Genomic DNA, 19,333 nt, shown 5'->3' on the forward strand with positions numbered 1-19,333 from the left:
CAATGAACCACGCGAAGTTCTTCGCGGCGGTACGCTTGTCGTTGTTCGCCGGGCGCCTGTCGCAAAACAAGGTCAATGGCATGGAGACCATCCTTGACGTATGGGAGGCCTTGCCCTTCGATGCGCGATGGCTGGCCTATATGCTGGCGACTGCCCTTCACGAGACGGATGCGACCATGTGCGCCGTCTCGGAAAATCTGAACTATTCGGCGGCTGGCCTTCGCACCACATTCCCGAAATACTTCACGGCGGCTCAGGCGACTGCTTACGCGCGACAACCGGAGCGTATCGCCAATCGCGCCTATGGAAGCCGCATGGGCAATGGCAACGAGGCCAGCGGCGATGGCTGGCGCTATCGTGGTCGTGGTCTGGTGCAGATCACTGGCCGCGACAACTATGAAAAATACGGGATCGCGAATGATCCTGACAAAGCGCTTGATCCGGTCAAGACGGTCGAGATCCTGTTCGATGGCATGATCAATGGCCGATTTACCGGCAAGAGGCTCGCCGATTTCTTTTCCGCGACAACGGCCGATTGGTATGGCGCGCGCAAAGTCATCAACGGCACGGACCGTGCCGATGAAATCGCCGGCTACGCCAGGAAGTTCGCTGCTGCGCTCGAGAGCGCTCGCTAAACCACGACGCGCCATTCTCGATTTTACCTTCCTCCAGACGGGCTTCGCATCACCGGTGCAAATGTTGCGTCTTCTCGCCTGCACGAAGCATGAGCCAGACGACAAGATCTTTCGGCGCTTCGCTCTGCATATCGCATTCACCGCTATCGACGCTTTAGCCTGCATGTTCGACCCCGGTCGTCATATCGGCGTGTTCTATGCTTGACGGCGGAAAACGGAATTCATTCCGAAATGAAAGGGATCAATAAGTGCTCAATACCAACACCATTCATAACGTGCTGAATATTCTTATCAGCCTGTCTGCGCTCTTCGTTGCCGTCCTGCTTGCCACTGGCTGCTCTCAATTTAGCGACGGCATGCTGGAATGCTCGCAGTCCTTCCTCAGCCCGCAGATCACTGCTTTCGTAATTGCGGGACTCTCCGCATTGAAGGTGGCCATCAACGTCGTTCGGGATGGACTGTCGGGTCTGGTGAAACCCCAGCCACCGGTCAGCAAATAAGTTTGCTCGTTCGGCCAGCCGGGGGCCGGCGATGGTTCTTTTGACGACATGTTGAGTATGAAGAGGCGATTGATGGCGATTAACGAGTTTCTCGATGCCTTGGGCATCAAGGCGGGTGTCGTTATTGCCGGTCTCTCCGGTGGTATTTTGCGAGGACTGTCACGACGTCGATATACCACCCGCGAAATGGTTGCGTCGCCGATTTGTGGGGCCCTTGCCGCCGCCTATCTGACGGAGCCGGCATTATATTATTTGCGAGTTATCAACTGGCCGCTGCCTCAGAAAGATGTTGCTGCGATGAATGCCACGGCCTTCGTGGTCGGCGTCTGTGCCATGTGGATCGCCGATCTGCTCTTCGATACGATCTCGCGTTGGATCAGAGGCGGTCGGGCTCTTCCATAGCTCGCGTCCATATCGGTTTGCGATCGACTGTTGCCCGCCCTCTCCTGTACAGGAGAGGGCGTTTTTTGCGTTTTCTGTCTCGAGAATCATCCTGTCCGGTCGAGCCAATCGTGAAAATTTGCAGGCTAAGTCACCGCTTCCCATCGCCAAGTGTGATGACTTCATCTGAACTAATCATTTTCGTCGCAGATTGTGGACTGATAATAGTCATGCCGATACTAGGACATGGATGATGGAAGGTGCCTGCGATGAAACATTGGCCCGATACCCGAATTCTTGATCTCTTCGGTATCGATCTACCCGTCATTCAAGCACCCATGGCTGGAGCAACGACGCCTGAGATGGTGATCGCGGTTAGCGAGGCGGGTGGCCTTGGGTCCTTGCCGAGTGCGCAGTACAGTGTCGAGCAACTACGGGCGGCATTGGATGAAATACGAGCCGCGACGAAGCGGCCGATCAATGTGAATTTTTTCACCCACGTTGCACCGCAGCCCGATCCCGTACGGCTAATGGCATGGCGAGCACGGCTTGCGCCCTATTATGTCGAGGCCGGGCTCGACCCGTCTACGCCGGCTCCTGCAGGTGCAAGAGCTCCATTCGACCGCTTATTCTGTGAGGTTGTGGAAGCCTATCGGCCTGAAGTCGTCAGTTTTCATTTCGGGCTACCGGACCCGGAATTGATGAAACGGGTGGGGGCCACTGGGGCGAAGATCATTTCGTCGGCGACTACCGTGGCGGAGGCTCGCTGGCTCTCTGAGCGCGGCGTCGATGCCGTCATTGCCATGGGGTTCGAGGCGGGCGGTCACCGCGGCAGTTTCCTGACGGAAGATATGGCGACGCAGGTCGGCACGATGGCGCTGGTGCCACAGATTGTCGATGCGGTTGATGTTCCGGTTATCGCTGCGGGTGGTATTGCTGATGGGCGTGGCATTGCGGCTGCTTTTGCGCTCGGTGCCGCGGGCGTCCAGATAGGAACGAGCTATCTTTTCACGCCGGAGGCTAGAATTCCGCCGGTTCATCGTGCTGCGCTAGAACGTGCCGGCGATGACAGCACGGCATTGACCAATGTCTTTACCGGGCGGCCGGCAAGAGGTGTGCTGAATCGCATCATGCGTGAGGTTGGGCCGCTCTCGGATCTGGCGCCTGCTTTTCCGACGGCGGGCGGCACATTGGCACCTCTCCGTGCCAAGGCAGAATCTTTCGGATCTGATGACTTCACCAATCTCTGGTCTGGCCAGGCGGCGAGGTTGGCGCAGCCTCTGCCATCGAGAAAGCTTACCGTCGCATTGGCGAATGACGCGCTCGCACGCATCAAACGATTGACGAATTGCTGATAGACCAAGTCTCATCTTTCTATTGACCGGGAGGTGGATTGGTGGAGAGCCGTGGAGGCGAAACAGGAGGAGATTTCATGATTTCGGCGATGGATTTGACGGACCGTTTTGCCGTTTCCACATGGTCGCTGCATCGCGCGCTCGGCGGCACCTATCCCTATAGACCTGGTGGCACCCAAACGCCGGAGCGTCAGGCTACCTATGGGAACGGCTCGGTCGAACTGATCGATCTCCCCCGACAATTAGCCGAACATGGAATCTTCCGCATGGAAATCTGTTCGTTCCATCTGCCGAGCAGCTCGCCGGCTTATATTGCAAACTTGCGGCATGCCCTGGATGATGCGGGCGTTAAGGTGCAGACGCTGCTGATTGAAGATGGTGATCTCAGCAAACCGGAAACGGCCGAGCGCGATGCAGAATGGATGGCGGGCTGGATCGATATCGCCGTTGCCCTTGGAGCGAAAAATATGCGCGTGATCGCGGGCAAGGAGTCTCCGACCGAGGAGGCTTTGAGCCGGGCGGAAATGCATCTCGGCCGTCTGGCCGACAGGATGAGCGGTTCCGGTGTGCGCCTCGTCGTCGAAAACTGGTTCGTATTGCTGCCGGGGCCAACTGAAGTCAATCGCGTGCTCGATAATCTCAATGGCAGGCTTGGCCTCAACGGCGATTTCGGCAATTGGAGCGGCGAGGGCAAATATGCCGATTTGGCCAAAATCATGGGGCGTGCCGAACTTTGTCATGCCAAGGCGCATTATTCGGCAGCTGGTCTTGACGCTGAGGATTATGTTCGTTGCGTCGAACTTTCCAATGCCGCCGGTTACAAAGGCCCGTTCACGCTGATCTATGACTCTTCATTCCATGAAAATGAATGGTCGGGCATCTTGGAAGAACGGGATTGCATCGCCGCAGTATTGGGGAAGACCGCGACTATAGGATAGCGTCTTCACAGACGTCGATTGCGGCCGTGCGCCTTGCCTCAATGAAATTCATGTTTATGCAGGGCGCCAAGCAACTGATCTTGAGTCTGATAGCCAGCGTCATAGAGGCTGATCGCGATATTGGCTGCCGATAAGCCTTCTTGACTCTGCAGTTTGATGCTGCGTTCCGCGCACCAAGCGTAGAGTGCGCCGGCAAGAATATCGACATCGTCGGGATAAAGGGGCGAGTTGACCATCATAGACATTCGCTGGACCAAGGGTAAAGGCTCGAACTCGAGCGGGATGCTGCAGAGACTGCTTTGATTCCGGAAGTTTGCAATCAACATCGTGTGCCGGCGTTAACGCCCGCCTGATTTGATACAGCGCCGGTATCGTATTGGTACAAATATCCAGTCGAAGGGCTATTGTGGCCGCTGATCCGGCGCATGTAGTGCCGGGTTTTTGATTGCGTCCTTTTCACCATGCGGCTCGGCGAACAGCAGGGCGCCCAGCACGAGCGTGAGCGCCACCAGGATCAGCAACATGAACTTTGGCCTCGACGGCATCATTGATGGACTGGATTGGACGCCTCGACTGCTGCTTCGATCAATTCCTCCGCATAGGATAGAGCCGAGGCGGTGTCTTCACCGTCGAGTTTCAATTCCCGGCATTTTCTATGCATGGCTTTGCGGATGTCAGCCAGCAAGGTCGCGTCGAGATCGACTTGGCCATCGTCAAAAACATGTGTCAGGGCGGACTGAGCGACAATTTCAAGGACTGCGACACGACCCTCGATTTCTCCCATGGAGGGAATCGCATTCTTTTTCACGTGACGCTTGCAGTCGCGATGCGTGGTGAGCATTTTCGTAGGTCTCCTCTGCTGAGGCAGATAACCAGCGAGAGGCAAAAAGGTTCAATCGAACTCAAGGAAAAACTGAATTAATACTGGAATGGCCGCTCCAGCGATATTGAGACCAACGAAATTTGCGGGGTGCCTCACTTCATCGGGCAAAGATTGGGGTCCGATAATACGTCCGCGCAGCGGGGAGAGCGGCGGAAATCGTCATAATAAAGCGTCCATTCCGTTGTGTCGGCAGCGCGATAGGGACCAAATTTAAAATATTGGTTCTTGCCCAGTCCTTTGTCGGCATGACCAATATGTCCCTTGACGGTGACGATCCATTTGTCATTCGCGAAAATCTCGATATGCCCCGTGCCGTCCGGGCCTGGCTTTGTATAGATGGCAAAGTCGATCCAGCCGGAATCCGGCGTCGGCAATTTGTTGCCGTGGTCGGTTATGGTGATGGCGCTCGTGCAGCCGGTGAATTCTTTGCCATCCGCTGTTCCCCAGTTGCCATCCGTGGCGACCAGCGCGCGCATCTGGTTGGTGTCCGACCGGAACCAGACAGGTGTCTGATCGCCGTCGCAAGCTTTTGCTCCGTCATGGGAATAGGTCTTCGGTGGAGCGACATAGTTGGTCTCCACCGTTGCAAATAGCTTGCCGTTATTCAGTCGCAGGGCCAGAAACGGACTGAAATCGCCCTCGGCTTTCGGCCCGATCTCGCGTTTCCATTGAGCGATGAGATAGCGATGATCGCCTGTCGGGATAGGGTCGGCGAATTTAACCGCAAAGCCATACCAGACGCCTTGGTCATAGGGGACGCGATATTTCGTGCGCTCCCAAATCTCTGCTCTTTCGCTGCAGTTTGCCTTGCCAGGTGAGCAGAGCGGCTTGACGCTCAGTTTCAGCGCGCCGCTGCCCGTGCGCTTCACTTCCGATTGAAATTCGACCTTTCCAGCCTTTTGTTCGGCATTATCGCGGTAGTAGAGGTGACCATCCGGTGCGAAATCGCTGCCGTCGAAACCATCCCGGAGTACTAATTGAGCGGGTTCTTCGGCGAAGGCCGGTGTCATGGCACAGGTGCACGTGCAGGCCAGTATGGCAGGCAATGCATATTTTGCGTTCATGACGAGCGGCTCCTTTGGTGGACATTTATGGAATGCTATCAATGACCTGTTCGCCTGCCGTGGGCAAGGGCGGTCATATGCGGAATGCGTCAGGCTGCATATTGTCATGGCATGGCGCCACAACCATTGGCTGATAATTTTTGAATTTTCTATTCCACTTTAACCGCCTGTTAGACGCTTTCCAGTTCTTATGACTGCAAGTTGGGCTTGCCTGCGGATATCAATGCCCCGGACATGAAGGTTCGCCGCCGCAGCTTGAGGCAAGGATTCGATGTCGGTCATGATTAAAACCGGCTGAGAATTGCAGTTGGGGTTACCCGTGAGCAATGGAAACGCAGCCGGAGCGGCGGAGGGAGATCTCGCGCCGCGGCGAAAGATTGTCATTCTGACGTCGCATGTCTTTCTGCGAGGTTATCGCAAGGCGTCGGTCCATTTTGTCGCGTCCTGCTGGGCGGAGCAGGGGCACGATGTGCATTTCCTGACCTTGGGCCATAGCTGGCTGACTTGGTTGAAGGATCGCCGTCGGTTTCGGGCGTTGTCGCAATCCCAGGCGAACAGGTTTGAAACCGTTGCGCCGAACCTGCATGCGGGTGCCTATCTACCGCCATTGCATGCTTTCAGCTCCGGCAATCGAGCTTTGAATGCGGCAAATGCCCTATTCTTTCGCCTCTACGGCAAGTATCTCCCCACCTTTGCTCGCCGAGTCGTTGCCGCCGCGGATCTGGTGGTGATCGAAAGCGGCTCGGCTCTTTCCTTCTTTGACTATGCAAAGACGCTGAACTCCCGCGCGTGTACTCTCTATTTTTGTCGCGATCTGCTCCGTAGCGTTGGGGCGGCGCCGATATTACAGGACATGCAGGCGGCCGTGATTGGCCGCTTCGATACGGTGTGCGTACCGTCGGAGCGGCTTGGTGCCTTGCTGCCGTCGGGTGGCCGCCTGAGGGTCATTCCGCAGGGTGTCGATGCTCGCCTTTTCGACCGGCTGTATCCTTCTCCCTATTCCCCCGGCACTCACAATGCGGTCTCTGTCGGCAATATGTTGTTCGACGAGACGACGGTCGCTGCCATGGCGGCAGCCGCGCCGGATGTGAATTTCCATGTTTTTGGAGCCGGCTGGCGCGGTGTTGTGCCCGCGAATGTCGCTGCCTATGGCGAGCGTGATTTCGAAAGCATCGTGCCTTATCTGCAGCATGCTGATTTCGGTCTTGCGCCCTATCGCCTGACGGCGGATGAGATTTATCTGGCGGAATCAAGCCTCAAGCTAGCGCAATACAGCTATTGTGGTTTGCCGGTCCTTTTGCCCGATCTCATCCCTTTTCATCGTCCCAATGCCATTGCTTATCGCTTGAATGGGGAGACCGCTTGGCGTGAAAAGATCGATGCGGCGCTGGCCATGCGGCGCTCACCAGCTTTTCGCGAGGGGATTTTGACCTGGGATGATGTCGCTCGGCAAACACTGCACGCGGCCTTTGAGCCGACCTGAGACCTCACGCTGGCGAGAGGAAGGCCATTAGACCATTAACCAGCGAGCGGGCGGGCCTGGGTAATCTGTCGCCGATTGCATCCAACAGCAACTGACCATCGCCAGGTGCCACGACGCGCAACATGCGCAGCACCAGCAAATAAGTGATCGCTCCGACTGGGATAGCCGTCGCGACGGCCGGTATTCCCTCCAGATAGTAGATGGCGATACCCGATGCCGCCGCGCAAATGACGGCGGCGGCCATTGTCTTTATCAGAGCGCCAAACGGAATGACGACTTGTGAGCTCTTCCGAGCTGCCCAGGCGAGAAGGATGAAGGTCAGTATGCCGATCGTCGCGCGGGCGATTGCCGCACCTTCCAAGCCTGCCAGCGGCACCATCACGGCAAGCAGCAGCATGGTCGAAAGACCGCTCGTGATTTGTACGCGCAGCAACAGGATACTGCGTCCGGACGCCCCGATCATGCCCCACGCGATGACGGAGAGACCGGCCAGCCAGACGGAAGCGAGCAATATGGCCGCCGAAAGGACTGCCGGTTTGAAGTCATCGCCGAAGATGAGCGGCATCAGATCGGGCATGATTGCCGCGCCGCCGAGGCTGACGGGCAGCATGACGAGCGCCACGATGCGGATGACGCGCTGATAGACGAGTTGCAGCGCCGGGCGGTCTCCCTTTGCATGCCCGTCGGCGAAGTTGACGATCAAGGCCGGAGAGATTTGCAGCATGATCTGCTCGATCAATCCTGCAAGGCCGAGGCCAGCGGCGAAATAACCGACGGCGCTCGATGACAGGAAAAAGCCGAGAAACAGGAATTCGATGCGCGACAAGACGAGAATTTCGATGAGATCGCTCAACCACATATAGCGGCCATAGCGATGCATTTCCGGTGTCAATGCGTTGCCGGAGGCTGTGATGCTGCGGTCGACATAGTCGCGCAGCCGCAATGCTTGCGGCAGGTAGCGCGCGATATAGCCGGCCAGCGCGCCCGTCGGGCCGAGCAGCCAAGCTCCAATGAAAACGAGCGGTATTTGCATCATGCCGCCGATTACGGTGGTACGCGCGGTCTCTGCGAAACGATTGCGGCTGCGGGCGACGGCCGTCGAAAAGACATGAAAGGCGTAGCTCAGGAAGAGCAGGGCCGTCATCACCCAGAACCAGGCATGGCGGGCATCGCGATGGACGTAGGTAATGGCGACGAAGATGATAATGCCAACGCCCACCATGAGAACCGAGATCATGAAACTGCGTAGTGCCGCACGCACCAATGCTTTCCATGCGTTTCCTTCGCCTGAAAGGCTGCCTGCGTTTCGCAGCAGCGTTTGCGGCAGTCCCATATCCGCCAGCGCGGCGGCGGATGTCGCAATCCAGAGCGCATAGGCAACCTTGCCGGAACCTGCCGGGCCCAGCAGGCGAGCGGCAATGACGCTGCTGGCGAAGCCGGCCGCGAGCGAAATCAGCGTCGCCGCCAAACTGATCAGCGAGCTTTTGAGAAGGTTGGACTCGGAGGCGCTCATGATAATCAATCATGAGGATAGTCTCATAACCTTGTGTTAAAGGCAGACTGATACTTCTCGCCAGTGTTCCAATCGATATTTGAGACGACCGCCGTGACGGATAAGGCTGCCGATCGAGATGGATTTCTCATTCCCGGATATTTGCAGAAGGGATTGGGCGAGCGTGCGCGCAACCTGCTTTGGCGATTGATGTCTCCGTTGCCGGACAAACCCTATTGTGCGCTCAAATATCTCGTCATTCGCGGCAGGCTTCCCAACCTGTCATCACCGCAGACGTTCACAGAGAAGATCCAGGCTCGGAAGCTATACGACCGCAATCCACTATTTCCGCGCTTTGTCGACAAGGCTGGCGCCAAGGCGCTGATCGCCGAGCGGGTCGGCGATCAATATGTCATTCCGACGCAATGGGTCGGCACGGATCTTGCCGGCGTGGATTGGTCGAAGATCATCCTGCCTGTTGTCGTCAAGCCGACGCATGCAAGCGGTGTGGGTCGGTTTCTCTATGAGCGGAGCGACATCGATCGACTGCTTCATAGCAATCCTTCGGCGGAGTGGCTGGCGATCGATCATGCCGCCTACAACAGGGAGTGGGCCTATCGTCAGGTCGAGCGCCGCATCCTGGTCGAAACCATGTTGCTGGCAAACGGGCGTGTTCCCTGGGATTATCGGCTTTTCACGTTCAACGGCAAGGTCTCGCATATCGAAGTGGACATCCGGGAGAGTGGACAGGGTTATTCCTGCAATTATACGCCGGACTGGCGTAAACTAGAGTTTTATGACCCAGACTATCTTGGTCTCTATCCGGGAGAGGTGCCACGGCCGGCACGGCTGGATGAGATGATTCACGTTGCCGAAACGATCGCTCACGATATCGATTTTGTCCGTGTCGACCTCTATGCGTCGGCCGATTGGGTTTATGTCGGTGAGTTGACATTCTATCCCGGCGGCGGTTTCGAGGCCTTCGAGCCGAACGATTATGATTTGGTGTTGGGCGAGAAATGGCGGGTCGATTTTGAGATACCGAAGAGATAGGTAGACAAATCACTTGGCCGCTTCCTGGCCAGCCGCTGAACTGAGAGGAATGATTTCATGACGATCGAGGAAGACCTCAGCCGTATCGCGCTGCAGGAGGAGACGCTGCGTTTCGATGCTTTCGATCTCTCGACCGCCTGGGTGCTCGGCAAGTTGCTGCATGATCTTGCCAGCGAGCGCAATCTTGGGGTGGCGATCGATATCACGCTGCACTCGATGCCTGTCTTCTACAGTGCGTTGCCGGGGTCGACTCCCGACAATTCCGGCTGGATTCGGCGGAAGCGGAATATGGTATTGCGCTATTTCCGCAGCAGCTATGCCAGTACGCTCCATCTGCAAAAGCAGGGAAAGACGATCGAGGACAACGGGCTTTCAAGCGCCGATTTTGCGGCATCGGGCGGCAGCTTCCCGATCCTCGTCAATGGTACGGGATGTATCGGAGCCGTGACCGTATCCGGCCTGCCGCAGCGCGAAGACCATAACCTCGTGGTCGAGGCTTTGGCGCTTACGCTCGGCCACGAGCTGCACAATCTCAGCCTGTCGTAAAAGGCAGTCGCGGCGCCCGGCCTGAAACGGGCGCCGCGACTGTTATCAGATCTTTCCGCCGGCTTCGGCGATGACTTTGGTCAGACTGCCGGTTGCCGGGAAGAGCGGGATCAGGCAGGCCTGCAAGGCATGGTAAATATCACCCTTGCCCGGAAAAAGCGTGTGGGCAGGAACAAGCGTCTCCGTCAGCTCCTCATGCCAGCCGCCATTCTCATGGTCGATGAAGTGGCGCGCGACGACGCCCCAAATCTTGCGGTAGCTGGCCTCGTGGAAGTCACTCGGCAGATGTTCATTGAGGTAGTGCGCGGCGCCGGCGCCTTCGGATGCGGGCCACCATAGCTTGTTGCGCTTTGCCGGTGCGTCGGACCAATCGAGCGTATAAAAGAATCCGCTCCTATCGTTGTCCCATCCGAGCGACATGGATTGGGAAAAGAGGCCCTTCGCCGCATCCGGCATCCAGTCGTGGCGCCGACCGCCAAGCGACCAGAGCTGCAGGATAAGGCGTGCCCATTCCAGCCAATGCCCCGGCGTCGTGCCTGACGGACGGAACATCTCGTTGCCGCGGTAATCCTTGTCGAGTTCCCAGTCGGCGTTGAAATGCTCGGCGACGCGCCAGCCGACGGAACCGGCGGAACGGCGGATGACGAGATCGGCGATGCTCTCGGCCTTATCGAGATAGCTCTTGTCGCCAGTCGCTTCGAAAGCGGCCATAAGCGCCTCGGTCAGATGCATGTTGGAATTCTGGCCGCGATAGCTGCCGCCATCGATCGGCGACCAATCCCGATTGAACTCCTCGGCGATGGCGCCGTGCTTGTCTTCCCAGAATTTCGTGTTCAGGATCTCGGTGACATCGGCGAGCATGCCGTCGGCGAGGGGATGGCCGATCGTCTTCGCCGACGAGGCTGCGAGCAGCACGAAAGCGTGGCCATAGCCCTGTTTGCTGGCGTCGACCGGGCCGTCGTTGTTGAGCGACCAGACATAACCGCCATGCTCGGCATCACGATGATGCTTCCAGAGATACTCCATGCCGTGATCGACGATGTCTTCCGAGCCGGGTCGGCCAAGCAGCGAGCCGATCGAGAAGCAATGGATCATGCGCGCGGTCGAATGGATGCCGCGTACGGGATTGATTGCATCCAGCGGTTTGCCGGCGTCATCCATATCGTAAAATCCGCCCTTCGGATTGACGGCACGATATTGGAAGAAATCAAAAAGCGCGCTCGCCTGGTCGAGCAGCCAGCGCCGATGGTAGGCACGCGTGCTCCAATTTCCAAGAGCGGCGGTTTCACGCTGTATGCTCATGTCATTCTCCTGAGGTTTCATTGCCATAAGCCCTATAGCGCCGCCTCAAAGCGCTGTCATGACATAATGAAATGAAACGCTGTTGGTTGCCTCCCGTTATTCCCCATCTGTCGAAATTTTGGACTGTCTGCTCCGGCATTCTTCAAGAGGGGACGGGCCTGGAAGCATTGTTCTTGCCCTGGCGATGTATGAGGTGTAGATATGTTGACATAAACATATCTTTATGTGATCTGGATGCGAAGTCGCAATCAGGCCAGAGGAATTCGCTTATGTTTGACAATCTTTTTGGTTCGGAAACGGCGAAGCGGGATGGCAGCGAGGTCTTCGAAGCCTTGCGAAAGGCTGCGAGCGAGCGGATCCTCGTGCTTGATGGCGCCATGGGCACGCAGATCCAGGGGCTGGGCTTTGATGAAGATCAGTTTCGCGGCCACCGTTTCATCGGGTGTGCCTGTCACCAGAAGGGCAATAACGACCTTCTTATCCTGACCCAGCCGGACGCTATCGAAGACATCCATTATCGCTATGCCAAGGCCGGTGCCGATATCCTCGAGACCAACACCTTTTCCTCGACCCGCATCGCCCAGGCCGATTATCAGATGGAAGGCGCGGTCTACGACCTGAATAAGGAAGGTGCGGAGATCGTCCGCCGCGCGGCGAACCGCGCTGAACGCGAGGACGGCAAGCGCCGGTTCGTTGCCGGCGCCATTGGTCCGACCAACCGCACGGCTTCCATTTCCCCCGATGTCAACAATCCCGGTTATCGCGCCGTATCCTTCGACGATCTGCGCTTGGCTTATGGCGAGCAGATTGATGGGCTGATCGACGGCGGAGCCGACATTATCCTGATCGAAACCATCTTCGACACGTTGAACGCCAAGGCGGCGATTTTTGCCTGCGAGGAGCGGTTCGAAGCCAAGGGTATTCGCCTACCGGTCATGATTTCCGGCACCATCACCGATCTTTCCGGCCGCACGCTTTCCGGCCAGACGCCGTCCGCCTTCTGGAATTCCGTGCGTCATGCAAGCCCGTTTACGATCGGCCTCAACTGCGCGCTCGGCGCCAGCGCCATGCGTCCGCATCTGCAGGAACTGTCGGCGGTCGCCGATACCTTTGTCTGCGCCTATCCCAATGCGGGCCTGCCGAATGAATTCGGCCAATATGACGAAACGCCTGACATGATGGCGGCGCAGGTGGAGGAGTTTGCCCGCGAAGGTCTGGTCAACATCGTTGGCGGTTGCTGCGGCTCGACGCCGGAGCATATCGCCGCGATCGCTCGGGCGGTTTCCAAATACCCGCCGCGCCCGCTTGCGGCGCACCGTCCCTTCATGGCGCTCTCGGGGCTGGAGCCCTTCGAACTGACGAAGGATATTCCCTTCGTCAACGTCGGTGAGCGCACGAACGTCACGGGCTCGGCAAAGTTCCGCAAGCTGATCACCAATGCCGACTATACGGCCGCGCTGGCGGTCGCTCGCGACCAGGTCGAGAACGGCGCGCAGGTGATCGACATCAATATGGACGAGGGCCTGATCGATTCCGAGAAGGCGATGGTCGAATTCCTCAACCTGATCGCGGCCGAGCCGGATATCGCCCGCGTGCCGGTCATGATCGATAGCTCGAAATTCTCGATCATCGAGGCTGGCCTCAAATGCGTTCAGGGCAAGCCGATCGTCAACTCGATCTCGCTGAAGGAAGGCGAGGAGAATTTCCTCAGGCAGGCGCGATTGCTGCGCAATTATGGCGCGGCCGTCGTGGTCATGGCGTTCGACGAGCAGGGGCAGGCCGATAGCTATCAGCGCAAGGTCGAGATCTGTACCCGCGCCTATAAGCTTCTGACCGAAGTGGCGGGGTTGCCGCCGGAGGATATCATCTTCGATCCGAATATTTTCGCTGTCGCGACCGGCATCGAGGAGCATAACAATTACGGCGCCGACTTTATCGAGGCGACGCGGACGATCCGCCAAACCATGCCCTTGGTGCACATTTCCGGCGGCGTGTCGAACCTCTCCTTCTCCTTCCGTGGCAATGAGCCCGTACGCGAGGCGATGCATGCCGTGTTCCTCTACCATGCCATTCAGGCGGGTATGGACATGGGCATCGTCAATGCCGGCCAGCTGGCCGTTTACGACAACATCGATCCGGAGCTGCGCGAAGCCTGCGAGGACGTTGTCCTCAATCGTCGATCCGATGGCACCGAGCGGCTGCTGGAGGTTGCCGAGCGGTTTCGCGGTGCCGGCAGCCGGGAAGCCAAGCTGCAGGATCTCGCCTGGCGTGAATGGCCGGTCGAGAAGCGGCTGGAGCATGCGCTGGTCAACGGCATCACCGATTATATCGATGTCGATACCGAAGAGGCGCGGCAAAAGGCCGAGCGACCGCTGCACGTCATCGAAGGGCCGCTGATGGCCGGGATGAACGTCGTCGGCGATCTGTTCGGTTCGGGCAAGATGTTCCTGCCGCAAGTGGTGAAATCGGCCCGCGTCATGAAGCAGGCAGTCGCCGTGCTGTTGCCTTACATGGAGGCGGAAAAGCTTGCCAATGGTGGCAGCGGCGAGCGTCAGGCAGCCGGCAAGGTGCTGATGGCGACCGTCAAGGGCGATGTGCATGATATCGGCAAGAACATCGTCGGCGTCGTGCTCGCCTGCAACAATTACGAGATCATCGATCTCGGCGTCATGGTGCCGGCGACGAAAATCCTCGAGACGGCTATTGCTGAGAAGGTCGATATCATCGGCCTGTCCGGTTTGATCACGCCTTCCTTGGATGAAATGGTGCATGTCGCTTCGGAGATGGAGCGCCAGGGCTTCGATATTCCGCTGTTGATCGGTGGAGCGACGACCAGCCGCGTGCATACCGCCGTGAAGATCCACCCGGGCTACGAGAAGGGGCAGACGGTCTATGTCACCGATGCCAGCCGTGCCGTTGGCGTCGTCTCGGCGCTGCTGTCGCCGGACGCTCGACAGGGCTATATCGATACGGTCAGGGCCGAATATGCCAAGGTCGCGGCGGCGCATGCCCGCAGCGAGGCGGAAAAGGTAAGGCTGCCGATCGCCCGCGCTCGCGAGAATGGCCAGAAGATCGATTGGAGCTCGTACCGGCCGGTCGCGCCGCAATTCTTCGGCACCAAGATCTTTGAAACCTATGATCTTGAGGAGCTTACGAAATACATCGACTGGACGCCGTTCTTCCAGACGTGGGAGCTGAAGGGCCGTTTCCCGGCAATCCTCGAGGACGAGAAGCAGGGCGAAGCAGCACGGCAGCTTTATGCCGACGCGCAGGCCATGCTCAAGAAGATCATCGCGGAGAAGTGGTTCCGGCCGCGCGCCGTCATCGGCTTCTGGCCGGCTGGTTCCGTCGGCGATGATATCCGCCTCTTTGCTGATGCGGAACGTTCCAAGGAACTCGCGACCCTCTATACGCTGCGCCAGCAATTGTCGAAGCGGGACGGTCGCCCGAATGTGGCCTTGTCTGATTTCGTTGCGCCGGTTGCGAGCGGCGTGGGTGACTATGTCGGTGGTTTCGTCGTCACGGCTGGCATCGAGGAGATAGCCATTGCCGAGCGCTTCGAGCGCGCCAATGACGATTATTCCTCGATCCTCGTCAAGGCGCTGGCCGACCGCTTTGCCGAGGCTTTCGCGGAGCGGATGCATGAACGGGTGCGCCGCGAGTTCTGGGGCTACGCAAAGGACGAGAAGCTGAGCGGCGACGATCTCCTGGCGGAGGCCTATGCCGGCATCCGTCCGGCTCCGGGCTATCCCGCGCAGCCGGATCATACCGAGAAGGAAACCCTGTTCCGCCTGCTCGATGCCGAGGCGGCAACCGGCGTGAAGCTCACCGAAAGCTATGCCATGTGGCCCGGCTCCTCGGTCTCCGGCCTCTATATCGGCCATCCCGATTCCTATTATTTCGGTGTCGCCAAGGTCGAACGCGATCAGGTCGAGGACTATGCCGCCCGTAAGGGAATGACGATTGCCGAGGTCGAGCGCTGGCTCGGACCGGTGCTCAACTATGTGCCGGAAAAGCGCGATGCGGCGGTAGACGACGCAGCGTAATTGCGAGTCGTTTCGGCGGGTTGGGCCGACAGGCTGATAATCTGATTCAGGTCGTTCATGCGGTCGAGAGGTGATTCACCTTTCGACCGCACTTTTTTGATTCTGAACGCATTTTACGTCGCGCCGATCGTCAGTTCCGCGACGAAGTCATAGGCGTCCCCACGATAAAGCGAGCGGGTGAATTCCACGGCGCGGCCCGAGCCGAGATAGGAAATGCGTTCGATCGATAGGCCCGCGGCGCCGATTGGAACGCCGAGTAAGCCGGCATCCGCTTCCTTCATGTTGGTCGCCGATATGCGCTGCACGGCGCGTACCGGGCGGACCTGGCGCTTTTCCAGTTCGGCATAGAGCGAGGATGTGACGATCGACGGATCGGGCAGGAACTCGCCGGAAACGCTGGCATGTTCGATGGCGAGCGGCTGATCGTCGGCGATGCGCAGGCGGCTGAGCCGGGACACCTTGGTATCGGCGGCGAGGCCGAGGATCATCATCTCGTCAGGCGAGGGCGTATGCACGCCTTTATGCAGCCATTCGGATCGGGCCGTCATGCCGCGTCGCGCCATGTCTTCCGTGAAGGAGGTGAGCTGCGACAGTCGCTGTTCGACCTTGGAAACAGGCTTGGCGACGAAGGTGCCGGACCCGTGGCGGCGTACGAGGATGCCCTCCGCGACGAGATCATCGATCGCCTTTCGCACCGTGACGCGGCTGACGGCCGCATATTCGGCGATATCGCGCTCCGGCGGCAGGGCGTCACCCTGTTTCAGCGTGCCGAGCTTGACGGCATCCTCAAGCGTCCGGCGCAGCTTGACATAAAGCGGACCGGTGCCACCCGCGAGCAGGCGTCCTGGCGAGAAGATCGCACTCAAGTCCTCGCTCATCGCGCGATCTCCTTCCTGCCTTGCAATGCCTTTGCGGCCAGCTCCACGGCGCCGCGCAGGGCGTCGCCTTTCGGCTCCGCGAGCAGCGCCCTATGACGGGCTTCGAGCCATGGGTGGTAGGCTTTCGAGAGGCCGCCGAGGAGGCAGATCGACGGGCATTCCGGCCAAAGGAGTGCGTCGAGGCTCCGGGCGATCGCATTTGTCGCTGTTTTCACAATCTCGACGGCGATAGCATCCCCTCTTTCGGCATATTCAAAGACGATCGGCGCATAGCGCGCGAAGTCCTTGGGCTTGGAGGCGTGGGCGAATTCGACCACGCGTTCCGGATCACTGCCGAATTCGGCGACGATTTTTTCGGTCAGCGGCGAGGGGGGCAATATCCTGTCATGCGCCAGAAGCACGCGCTCGAGCAGGTCGCGGCCAAGGCGCGCGCCGCTTGCCTGGTCCCCGATGACAAAGCCCCAGCCGCCGATGCCCCAGCTCTTGCCATCGCGCCGAGCATTGTAGACGGAGCCGGTGCCGAAGGCGCCGATGATTCCGTCGGCGTCGCCGAGCGCTCCCTGAAGCGCGATCGTCGCATCCGTAACGACCCTGCCTCCCGCAAAGGGTAAAAGCTCTTCCAATCGTTTGCCGTAATTGCCGACATTGGCACCGGCCGTACCGACGACCGCTGGCAATCTGTCGATCGATCCGGGGTCCAGGCCCGCATTGTCGAGTGCCTGTCGGGCCGATGCGATGATGTGGGTCAGCGAGTTCTCAAGATCGGACAGGATATTGGCAGCACCTGCCTTGCCGGTGCCTAAGACATTGCCGCTTCTGTCCGTCACGGCAGCGCGGCAGTTTGTTCCGCCGCCGTCGATGCCGATCGCAAACTCCGTCATCCTATCCTCCGGATATGGCCCATTCCCCATTTTCTCTACAATACCAAAAAAATACCATTTACCAAGAGGGGATCTGTCGCTTTTTTCGATCAAATATCATATTGAAAAACAATGATAAAAAATTTTAATCCATTGCAAGTTGGTCGAAAAGTTAAAATCGACTGGACAATTGGTATTTTTTTGGCCTTAATTCCTGCCAAGGGAACAGTTCGAGCCGACAGGAGCGGAGCCGGCAAAACAACAATGGCCGGAAAGTCCAGCGAAGGGTGGCGGACCTTCATCATTGTCGGTAGCCGCGTGGGCCGGAAGGGTCAGTGCGGCGGTGTTCGTCATGTTTCTCCCTTGTAGCGAGTGCGTGGTGCTTCCTGCGGTTTCAGGTGCGTCACGATGGGGTTGAGCAGGCGTAGTGCCTTGAGCACCCTTTGCTTTCAGGGCCGGCAAGTCTTGGCGGCTCTCAGGAGCGTTGGCGATCTTCGAATATGCCAGCGGATTTCAGATCGAAAACAGTGCCTCACCAGGCGCTTAAAACAGGAGAGGGAAATGAAAAACAATGTTCTGAAGGGCTTCCTCCTCGCATCCAGCCTGCTGACTTCGGTCGGCTTCGCGCATGCGGCGGATGTAACGCTGACGGTTGAAAGCTGGCGTAACGACGACCTGCAGATCTGGCAGGAAAAGATCATCCCCGCTTTCGAAGCCAAGAACCCCGGCATCAAGATCGTTTTCTCGCCGACGGCTCCCACCGAATATAATGCATCGCTGAATGCCAAGCTCGATGCCGGCTCCGCGGGCGATATCATCACCTGCCGTCCCTTCGACGCTTCGCTGGATCTTTTCAACAAGAAGCATCTCGTCGATCTGACGTCGCTGTCGGGCATCGAGAACTTCTCGCCGGTCGCCAAGGCTGCCTGGTCCACGGACGACGGCAAATCGACCTTCTGCGTGCCGATGGCCTCGGTCATCCACGGCTTCATCTACAACAAGGACGCCTTCGACAAGCTCGGTCTCAAGGTTCCGACGACGCGCGACGAATTCTTCGCCGCCCTCGACAAGATCAAGGCCGACGGCACCTATATTCCGATGGCCATGGGCACGAAGGATCTGTGGGAAGCCGCGACCATGGGCTACCAGAACATCGGCCCGAACTACTGGAAGGGCGAAGAGGGCCGTCTGGCGCTGGTCGCCGGCAAGGAAAAGCTCACGGATGCGCCGTGGGTCGATCCCTACAAGGAACTTGCCAAGTGGAAGCCCTATCTCGGTGATGGCTTCGAAGCGCAGAGCTATCCGGACAGCCAGAACCTCTTCACGCTTGGAAAGGCCGCCATCTATCCCGCCGGTTCGTGGGAAATCTCGCTGTTCAACACGCAGGCTCAGTTCAAGATGGGCGCCTTCCCGCCGCCGGTCGAAAAGGCTGGCGACACGGCCTACATTTCCGACCATCCGGATATCGGTGTCGGCCTGAATGCCAAGAGCGCGCATCAGGAAGAAGCCAAGAAATTCCTGAGCTGGGTCGCTTCCGACGAATTCGCCGACATCTATGCCAATGCGCTGCCGGGCTTCTTCAGCCTGAACTCGCATCCGGTCAAGATGAGCGATCCGCTGGCGCAGGAATTCGTGTCCTGGCGCGGCAATCACAAGTCCACCATTCGCTCGACCTATCAGATCCTGTCGCGCGGCACGCCGAACCTGGAAAACGAAACCTGGACGGAATCCGCCAACGTCATCAACGGCACGGATACGCCGGACGTGGCCGCCAAGAAGCTGCAGGACGGTCTCGACAAGTGGTACAAGCCGGGCAAGTGAGCCGCTAATCCACGGGGTAAGGGACTTCGGCCCCTTACCCTCCTTTTTATGTCGGCGAGCCGTCCGTTGGCTGGCATCGCGACATCAGCATCGTAC

At 58.4% G+C, this 19,333-nt stretch carries 18 protein-coding genes; 10 read left to right on the forward strand and 8 right to left on the reverse strand.

The features are described 5' to 3' along the window. Positions 1-2 precede the first annotated feature (2 nt). The 5 genes from FHX11_RS01325 (at position 3) to FHX11_RS01345 (ending at position 3,809) form a co-directional block, all read left to right on the forward strand. Positions 3-635, forward strand: a complete 633-nt coding sequence (locus tag FHX11_RS01325) for a hypothetical protein (protein WP_184354271.1) — start codon at positions 3-5, stop codon at positions 633-635. A 248-nt stretch (positions 636-883) separates the two neighbouring features. Beyond that, on the forward strand, positions 884-1,135 hold the full coding sequence (locus tag FHX11_RS01330) for a hypothetical protein (protein ID WP_184354273.1): 252 nt from the start codon (positions 884-886) through the stop codon (positions 1,133-1,135). A gap of 72 nt (positions 1,136-1,207) precedes the next feature. Then, positions 1,208-1,537: a hypothetical protein gene (locus FHX11_RS01335; protein ID WP_184354275.1), complete on the forward strand. Its 330-nt coding sequence runs from the start codon at positions 1,208-1,210 to the stop codon at positions 1,535-1,537. A 248-nt stretch (positions 1,538-1,785) separates the two neighbouring features. Beyond that, positions 1,786-2,871 (forward strand): nitronate monooxygenase family protein, encoded by a 1,086-nt coding sequence (locus FHX11_RS01340; RefSeq protein ID WP_184354277.1) that lies wholly within the window; start codon positions 1,786-1,788, stop codon positions 2,869-2,871. A 77-nt stretch (positions 2,872-2,948) separates the two neighbouring features. After that, on the forward strand, positions 2,949-3,809 hold the full coding sequence (locus tag FHX11_RS01345) for a TIM barrel protein (RefSeq protein ID WP_184354279.1): 861 nt from the start codon (positions 2,949-2,951) through the stop codon (positions 3,807-3,809). A gap of 38 nt (positions 3,810-3,847) precedes the next feature. Here the strand turns inward: FHX11_RS01345 and FHX11_RS01350 are convergent, their stop codons facing one another. From FHX11_RS01350 to FHX11_RS01360, 4 genes are all read right to left on the reverse strand, one after another. Then, positions 3,848-4,054: a hypothetical protein gene (locus tag FHX11_RS01350; RefSeq protein WP_184354281.1), complete on the reverse strand. Its 207-nt coding sequence runs from the start codon at positions 4,052-4,054 to the stop codon at positions 3,848-3,850. Positions 4,055-4,210: 156 nt separating this feature from the next. Further along, entirely contained in the window at positions 4,211-4,333 is a 123-nt protein-coding gene (locus FHX11_RS30025; RefSeq protein ID WP_281411577.1) for a hypothetical protein, read from the reverse strand. Positions 4,334-4,353: 20 nt separating this feature from the next. After that, the gene (locus FHX11_RS01355; RefSeq protein ID WP_184354283.1) at positions 4,354-4,650 is read right to left on the reverse strand and encodes a hypothetical protein; all 297 of its coding nucleotides are present in this window, start codon (positions 4,648-4,650) and stop codon (positions 4,354-4,356) included. A 134-nt stretch (positions 4,651-4,784) separates the two neighbouring features. After that, on the reverse strand, positions 4,785-5,756 hold the full coding sequence (locus FHX11_RS01360; RefSeq protein ID WP_184354291.1) for a polysaccharide lyase: 972 nt from the start codon (positions 5,754-5,756) through the stop codon (positions 4,785-4,787). A gap of 319 nt (positions 5,757-6,075) precedes the next feature. On the opposite strand from FHX11_RS01360, the gene FHX11_RS01365 reads away from it, so the two are divergent. Continuing rightward, entirely contained in the window at positions 6,076-7,239 is a 1,164-nt protein-coding gene (locus tag FHX11_RS01365) for a polysaccharide biosynthesis protein GumK (protein WP_246780867.1), read from the forward strand. 4 nt (positions 7,240-7,243) lie between these two features. On the opposite strand, the gene FHX11_RS01370 is transcribed toward FHX11_RS01365, so the two are convergent. After that, on the reverse strand, positions 7,244-8,752 hold the full coding sequence (locus FHX11_RS01370; protein WP_184354293.1) for an oligosaccharide flippase family protein: 1,509 nt from the start codon (positions 8,750-8,752) through the stop codon (positions 7,244-7,246). Positions 8,753-8,941: 189 nt separating this feature from the next. Here FHX11_RS01370 and FHX11_RS01375 point away from each other — a divergent pair, with 189 nt between their 5' ends. Then, positions 8,942-9,784: an ATP-grasp fold amidoligase family protein gene (locus FHX11_RS01375; RefSeq protein WP_246780868.1), complete on the forward strand. Its 843-nt coding sequence runs from the start codon at positions 8,942-8,944 to the stop codon at positions 9,782-9,784. A gap of 57 nt (positions 9,785-9,841) precedes the next feature. Then, a complete protein-coding gene (locus tag FHX11_RS01380) occupies positions 9,842-10,330 on the forward strand; it encodes a heme-degrading domain-containing protein (RefSeq protein ID WP_184354297.1) in 489 nt (162 codons plus the stop codon). A 45-nt stretch (positions 10,331-10,375) separates the two neighbouring features. Here the strand turns inward: FHX11_RS01380 and FHX11_RS01385 are convergent, their stop codons facing one another. After that, a complete protein-coding gene (locus FHX11_RS01385) occupies positions 10,376-11,632 on the reverse strand; it encodes an AGE family epimerase/isomerase (protein WP_184354299.1) in 1,257 nt (418 codons plus the stop codon). A gap of 269 nt (positions 11,633-11,901) precedes the next feature. Between FHX11_RS01385 and metH the strand changes: the two genes are divergently transcribed. Continuing rightward, on the forward strand, positions 11,902-15,678 hold the full coding sequence (gene metH / locus FHX11_RS01390) for a methionine synthase (RefSeq protein ID WP_184354308.1): 3,777 nt from the start codon (positions 11,902-11,904) through the stop codon (positions 15,676-15,678). 113 nt (positions 15,679-15,791) lie between these two features. Here the strand turns inward: metH and FHX11_RS01395 are convergent, their stop codons facing one another. Together FHX11_RS01395 and FHX11_RS01400 are read right to left on the reverse strand one after the other, a co-directional pair. Next, the gene (locus tag FHX11_RS01395) at positions 15,792-16,556 is read right to left on the reverse strand and encodes a GntR family transcriptional regulator (protein ID WP_184354310.1); all 765 of its coding nucleotides are present in this window, start codon (positions 16,554-16,556) and stop codon (positions 15,792-15,794) included. Next, positions 16,553-17,437, reverse strand: coding sequence for an N-acetylglucosamine kinase (locus tag FHX11_RS01400; protein WP_184354312.1), 885 nt, complete (start codon positions 17,435-17,437; stop codon positions 16,553-16,555). The genes FHX11_RS01395 and FHX11_RS01400 overlap by 4 nt, the downstream gene beginning before the upstream one ends. A gap of 540 nt (positions 17,438-17,977) precedes the next feature. On the opposite strand from FHX11_RS01400, the gene FHX11_RS01405 reads away from it, so the two are divergent. Further along, the gene (locus FHX11_RS01405) at positions 17,978-19,237 is read left to right on the forward strand and encodes an ABC transporter substrate-binding protein (RefSeq protein ID WP_184354314.1); all 1,260 of its coding nucleotides are present in this window, start codon (positions 17,978-17,980) and stop codon (positions 19,235-19,237) included. Positions 19,238-19,333 lie beyond the last annotated feature (96 nt).

Origin of the sequence: Rhizobium sp. BK602 (genome assembly GCF_014195095.1) — a bacterium.
GTDB lineage: Bacteria > Pseudomonadota > Alphaproteobacteria > Rhizobiales > Rhizobiaceae > Rhizobium.

What these genes read in the sequence shown, in the direction of transcription:
- FHX11_RS01325 (WP_184354271.1), top strand. Translation starts at nt 3, where the DNA reads ATGAACCACGCGAAGTTCTTCGCGGCGGTACGCTTGTCGTTGTTCGCC.
- FHX11_RS01335 (WP_184354275.1), top strand. Translation starts at nt 1,208, where the DNA reads ATGGCGATTAACGAGTTTCTCGATGCCTTGGGCATCAAGGCGGGTGTC.
- FHX11_RS01340 (WP_184354277.1), top strand. Translation starts at nt 1,786, where the DNA reads ATGAAACATTGGCCCGATACCCGAATTCTTGATCTCTTCGGTATCGAT.
- FHX11_RS01345 (WP_184354279.1), top strand. Translation starts at nt 2,949, where the DNA reads ATGATTTCGGCGATGGATTTGACGGACCGTTTTGCCGTTTCCACATGG.
- FHX11_RS01350 (WP_184354281.1), bottom strand. Translation starts at nt 4,054, where the DNA reads ATGTCTATGATGGTCAACTCGCCCCTTTATCCCGACGATGTCGATATT.
- FHX11_RS30025 (WP_281411577.1), bottom strand. Translation starts at nt 4,333, where the DNA reads ATGTTGCTGATCCTGGTGGCGCTCACGCTCGTGCTGGGCGCCCTGCTG.
- FHX11_RS01355 (WP_184354283.1), bottom strand. Translation starts at nt 4,650, where the DNA reads ATGCTCACCACGCATCGCGACTGCAAGCGTCACGTGAAAAAGAATGCG.
- FHX11_RS01360 (WP_184354291.1), bottom strand. Translation starts at nt 5,756, where the DNA reads ATGAACGCAAAATATGCATTGCCTGCCATACTGGCCTGCACGTGCACC.
- FHX11_RS01370 (WP_184354293.1), bottom strand. Translation starts at nt 8,752, where the DNA reads ATGAGCGCCTCCGAGTCCAACCTTCTCAAAAGCTCGCTGATCAGTTTG.
- FHX11_RS01375 (WP_246780868.1), top strand. Translation starts at nt 8,942, where the DNA reads ATGTCTCCGTTGCCGGACAAACCCTATTGTGCGCTCAAATATCTCGTC.
- FHX11_RS01380 (WP_184354297.1), top strand. Translation starts at nt 9,842, where the DNA reads ATGACGATCGAGGAAGACCTCAGCCGTATCGCGCTGCAGGAGGAGACG.
- FHX11_RS01385 (WP_184354299.1), bottom strand. Translation starts at nt 11,632, where the DNA reads ATGAGCATACAGCGTGAAACCGCCGCTCTTGGAAATTGGAGCACGCGT.
- metH (WP_184354308.1), top strand. Translation starts at nt 11,902, where the DNA reads ATGTTTGACAATCTTTTTGGTTCGGAAACGGCGAAGCGGGATGGCAGC.
- FHX11_RS01395 (WP_184354310.1), bottom strand. Translation starts at nt 16,556, where the DNA reads ATGAGCGAGGACTTGAGTGCGATCTTCTCGCCAGGACGCCTGCTCGCG.
- FHX11_RS01400 (WP_184354312.1), bottom strand. Translation starts at nt 17,437, where the DNA reads ATGACGGAGTTTGCGATCGGCATCGACGGCGGCGGAACAAACTGCCGC.
- FHX11_RS01405 (WP_184354314.1), top strand. Translation starts at nt 17,978, where the DNA reads ATGAAAAACAATGTTCTGAAGGGCTTCCTCCTCGCATCCAGCCTGCTG.